Here is a 3568-nt window from a genome sequence, read left to right on the forward strand (position 1 = left end):
TGTTGGACGGTAAATTTAAGGAGACACAAACAGCGAATTATTTTTCTGATTTTTTATTCCTTTGACTGCGCAGTGCTGCCTGCAAATGCATTCTTCTATCAAAAACACGGCACGCTGTTGTCGACAGGGAGACTGCTCTGAAATACAAAGAGCTGCGGATTCCATTGTGGGATCCACAGCCCATGAGAAATACTGAAAATTTTTTAAATATCATCGTCAGCCAGGGCAGGCAGATGCACCAGCCCGGTGGCAACGGTTACTGCGTCCACCGTCCGCATCAGGCTGCGGAGCCGTTCCTCATTCCAGAAGATATCGGAGAAATCAGACAATTCGCACCCGATATCATGATTGGGGATGCACAGGTAATTCCCATATTTATGCCGCCCGGTAAGGACGTGGAAGTAAGTTCCACGTCCACTGATCTCAGCTTCGTACAGCCCGGGACGCTTCTGCAGCAGCGTAAGTTTTCCGGTCCACTGCTCCTTGCGGGAACCATGCCTGAGAGTGCATATGTATTCCATAAACCGTCCCCCTTTCCTTAACCCAGGTTCTGGCTGCTGACGGAAGCCAGGATGACCTCTGTATCAATGACTTTCTTTTCCATCTGTGCCCCAAGCGTCAGCGCATTGGTCATCAGATTGTCAACGAGCCTGGGACTGCCTTGTGAGTGGCTGTGGACAGCACAGAGTGCTGCATGGTCAATGATAGAGGCAGCACCGCCCGCACAGGAGATCTTGTGGAGGACATACTGCCCCACTTCCGAATCTGAAAGCCCGGAAAAGTTATAGTGGACGGTGACACGCTGCCGCAGCGCCTCATGGACAGGTTTTTTGAGCGTATTGTTCAGATGGGGTTCCCCGCAGAGTATGAGTGTAAAGCAGTTGAGGGAATCATATCCGTAATTCATGAGCATCTTGATATCCTCCAGGATGCCGGTGGAGAGGTATTGCGCCTCGTCGATGGCAAGGAGGAGGGGCTGCTTCTTTTCCCGGTAAAGATAGAGGACCTGCTCCTGGATCGCCCGGAACATGCCGGGTTTGCCGCCTTTGGGTTCTATACCAAGCGTGGAACAGAACTGGCGGTAGAATTCCATGACGCTGACGGTAGAGAGGCAGAGATACTGCATGTGGTAAAGGTTCGGGTTCAGGCTTTTGGCAAAACAGCGCAGCGCAAAGGATTTGCCCATACCTGGGCGTGCGGTGAACAGTCCGATGCCTCTTGTATCTTTCAGATAGTCCAGGCGTGAGAGCATCTCCGAGATGTCTTTCGAGAGGAAACGGTCCTTCTCGGAAGCCATCTGCTTGTCAAACGGGTTGAAGGCCAATCCATAGTAAGAGCGGAACATCAGCAGGCACCTCCTATCTTTGAATAATCAATGGAGGGCGTGTTGCTGCGTTTTGTCCTGCAGTTCTCATTTTTATCCGTTGGCCGGATGGGATAATGCACCCCCTCATAAAGAATGAAGGCGGAAGACATATCGTCCGGAAGGAAACGGATCTCAACTTTGGATGAAATGAACTGCATGGGGACGTCATAGGAGACCCTGTCGATGGAGACGGTGGAATCCTTATTCACCTTCCTGGTGATGCGGTTGAGGAAACACTCATCGAGCCATTCCCGCGATTTCGGCATCCGGATGGAGAGACGCGTCTTCTGGTAACGCTCCATGGGAGTGCAGCCGATGCCGGAATGCATGGAAGTATTGTAGGAGCGGATATAGTCCCGAAGGAGGGAATTGAACTGTGCCAGGGATGTGATGGAATCCAGGTCCAGCGTATAAAGCCAGGTTTCTTTCAACGTTCTGAACTGGCGCTCGATTTTCGCCTTGCTTGCGCCGTCCCGTATTTTTGTATGGAGGAGCACGGTGCCGATCGAGCCGCAGATCAGGGAGAGCTGTTCATTCGAGTAACTGCAGCCATTGTCAACATAAAGTTTCGCTGGAATGCCGTGGGAGGCCACTGCATGTTTCAGAACTTTCTGGAAGTTGAAAGCGTTATCGTTATAAAAAAGGCCGCCGCCTACCAGGAAGCGGGAGTGGTCATCAATGATCATGATACAGTAGACCCTCCTGCGCTGCCCGTCTTCGGTGATATAGGGGAGGTAACAGGTATCTGCCTGCCACATTTTTCCAAAGGCGTCTTCCTCAAAAGCTTTCCTGTCCCTCATAGAGGGATTTCGCGCTGATTTCAGGTCGTGCTTTTTCACGAAGCGCTGGACGGCGCAGACACTGACAGAGGCGGGGATGAAAGATCCTTCCACCAGATGGCGGTGGATCTGGGTGGCGTTTAAGCGTGGGAACGCCTCTTTCAGCCGGTAGATCTCTTCGATGGCAGTGTCCGGAAGGACCCGTGTGGAGCCTTTATCGGAACGTTCCCGGGGCATGAGGGCATCGATACCGCCGTTCTGGTAGAGGGAGGCCCACTTACTGAGGGTTTTGGGACTGTACTGGAATACAGAGCCGTCAGGGAGGGTGAGGGGTTTTTCTGTTACCCTTTGGTAATAGGCGTTTCTGGATGCATCCGGAAAAAGGCCATGGATGGCCGGTGCAATGAGTGCGAGCCGGAACTGAGCCACAGCAGCTGCGTCTGAAAAGTTTTTGGTGTTGTAGTGCATAAAAAAATCCTCCTTGTACTGGTTTTCCCCATCATACAAAAGAGTCAGGATGATTCCTATCCCCATGTCATGTGGTGGGAAGAAAACAGTTTAAGGGGCGAACACCTGCTGGCAGTAGGACGCCGGATTCCTGTGGGACTGGAGGAAGGAAACAGCAAAGTGCCGGACAAAACCGGAGGCGAAATCAGAATAGCAGGGCATGAGAAAAAGGCTCTTCAGAAAAGAGAGGCCGGATGTCTCCATGGAAGAGAGAAGGCCCAGCCACTCTTCTTTCTGCTGCCTGAACAGGGAAAGCCAGTGGTAAAGCAGTTTCGTGGAAATGAGGAAACGCTCACAGAGTTTTTCAACAGAGGAAATATGCCGGAAATACTCTGCCAGGACCCGGAGGATGAAAAAGAGGCCATAGGAAGAGTAAGGGATGATGAAGTCTGGAAGGATGGCATGGGTATGTCCGCAGGAACAAATGAGCCGCAGGATACAGAGACTGTGCCGTACAGGCTTTCCGCCTATGAAATCGACCAGTGAACGGTCATAGTAGGCATGAATGCTGCAGGAACCTGCGGCACCACAACATGGACAGGTCTGAAATTCAGGACGGAATCCAGCCATGAAGGAATCAAAAAGGGCTTTTGATGAAGTTCTTATACGAATCAGCTTGCAAAACAGGGAATTTTCTCTTATCATAGTAAATGTCGGTGGTGCCGGAGCCTCACGAGTGGGATGCGATCCCGGAAAAGGCAGGCATGCTGGTGTATGAGAGAAAGAACGAACTGTAGGAGGGGATGTTCTTTCTCTTTTCTTTGTTCCATAAAAAACTATATCGGAATGTAGCGGGATGGTCAAGATAAAAGCGTGCTGTTTCCTACCGCACGTTGTCATAGATAATATTTAAATGTTGAGATTTTAATTTGCTGTATTTGTGCAGGAGACAGGAACTTAAACTTGCTGGTCGACA

General features: G+C 50.8%; 4 protein-coding genes. All 4 read right to left on the reverse strand.

Annotated features, from left to right (window positions below; genetic code table 11):
- Positions 1 to 203 precede the first annotated feature (203 nt).
- On the reverse strand, positions 204 to 521 hold the full coding sequence (locus tag ACQRBH_RS17080; RefSeq protein WP_427762653.1) for a DUF6618 family protein: 318 nt from the start codon (positions 519 to 521) through the stop codon (positions 204 to 206).
- 17 nt (positions 522 to 538) lie between these two features.
- Entirely contained in the window at positions 539 to 1345 is an 807-nt protein-coding gene (locus ACQRBH_RS17085; protein WP_427762654.1) for an ExeA family protein, read from the reverse strand.
- On the reverse strand, positions 1345 to 2613 hold the full coding sequence (locus ACQRBH_RS17090; RefSeq protein ID WP_427762656.1) for a DDE-type integrase/transposase/recombinase: 1269 nt from the start codon (positions 2611 to 2613) through the stop codon (positions 1345 to 1347). Before ACQRBH_RS17090 ends, ACQRBH_RS17085 begins: the two co-directional genes overlap by 1 nt.
- 90 nt (positions 2614 to 2703) lie before the next feature.
- Positions 2704 to 3492, reverse strand: coding sequence for a DUF6431 domain-containing protein (locus ACQRBH_RS17095; RefSeq protein ID WP_427762658.1), 789 nt, complete (start codon positions 3490 to 3492; stop codon positions 2704 to 2706).
- Positions 3493 to 3568 lie beyond the last annotated feature (76 nt).

It is taken from the genome of Bariatricus sp. SGI.161 (genome assembly GCF_050313695.1).
Taxonomy (GTDB): domain Bacteria; phylum Bacillota; class Clostridia; order Lachnospirales; family Lachnospiraceae; genus JAFBIX01.

What these genes read in the sequence shown, in the direction of transcription:
- ACQRBH_RS17085 (WP_427762654.1), bottom strand. Translation starts at nt 1,345, where the DNA reads ATGTTCCGCTCTTACTATGGATTGGCCTTCAACCCGTTTGACAAGCAG.
- ACQRBH_RS17080 (WP_427762653.1), bottom strand. Translation starts at nt 521, where the DNA reads ATGGAATACATATGCACTCTCAGGCATGGTTCCCGCAAGGAGCAGTGG.
- ACQRBH_RS17095 (WP_427762658.1), bottom strand. Translation starts at nt 3,492, where the DNA reads ATGACAACGTGCGGTAGGAAACAGCACGCTTTTATCTTGACCATCCCG.
- ACQRBH_RS17090 (WP_427762656.1), bottom strand. Translation starts at nt 2,613, where the DNA reads ATGCACTACAACACCAAAAACTTTTCAGACGCAGCTGCTGTGGCTCAG.